This is a genomic window from Skermanella aerolata KACC 11604 (genome assembly GCF_000936425.1).
GTDB lineage: Bacteria > Pseudomonadota > Alphaproteobacteria > Azospirillales > Azospirillaceae > Skermanella > Skermanella aerolata.
Window position 1 is genome coordinate 1 of sequence record NZ_AVFK01000214.1, and the last position, 445, is coordinate 445.

The window sequence follows — 445 nt, forward strand, 5'->3', positions numbered from 1 at the left end:
CGGCTCCGCCGGCGCCCACGACGACGACGTCGTAGGTGTGGTCGATAATTTGATAGGCGGTCGCCATCGCTGCCTCAGCCTCCGAATGCAATTTTGAGAATGGCGAAAATTCCGGCGACCGCGAGCGCGAAGCACAGGAACTTGGCAGCGATGATCGCCGCCATCTTGACGGTCTCGCTGTGGACGTAGTCCTCGAGCACGACCTGGATGCCGGAGGCGGTGTGGTGGAACGTCACGCCGACGAACAGGATCGCCATGACCGCCGAGAAGGGCGAGCTCAGCCATTCGACCATCGCCGCGTGACCGTCGCCGACGATGCTCAGGGCACCGAAGATGAACCACAGGGTCAGCGGGATCAGGGCCAGGGACGTCAGCCGCGACAGCCACCAATGGTGAGAGCCGGCCTTGGCGGAGCCGAGGCCGCGGACGCGGCCGAGCTGGGTGC

At 65.4% G+C, this 445-nt stretch carries 1 protein-coding gene; it reads right to left on the reverse strand.

Annotated features, from left to right (window positions below):
• Positions 1–74 precede the first annotated feature (74 nt).
• The coding region (gene sdhD, locus N826_RS39270) for a succinate dehydrogenase, hydrophobic membrane anchor protein (RefSeq protein WP_044438114.1) at positions 75–445 on the reverse strand (371 nt) is incomplete at its 5' end.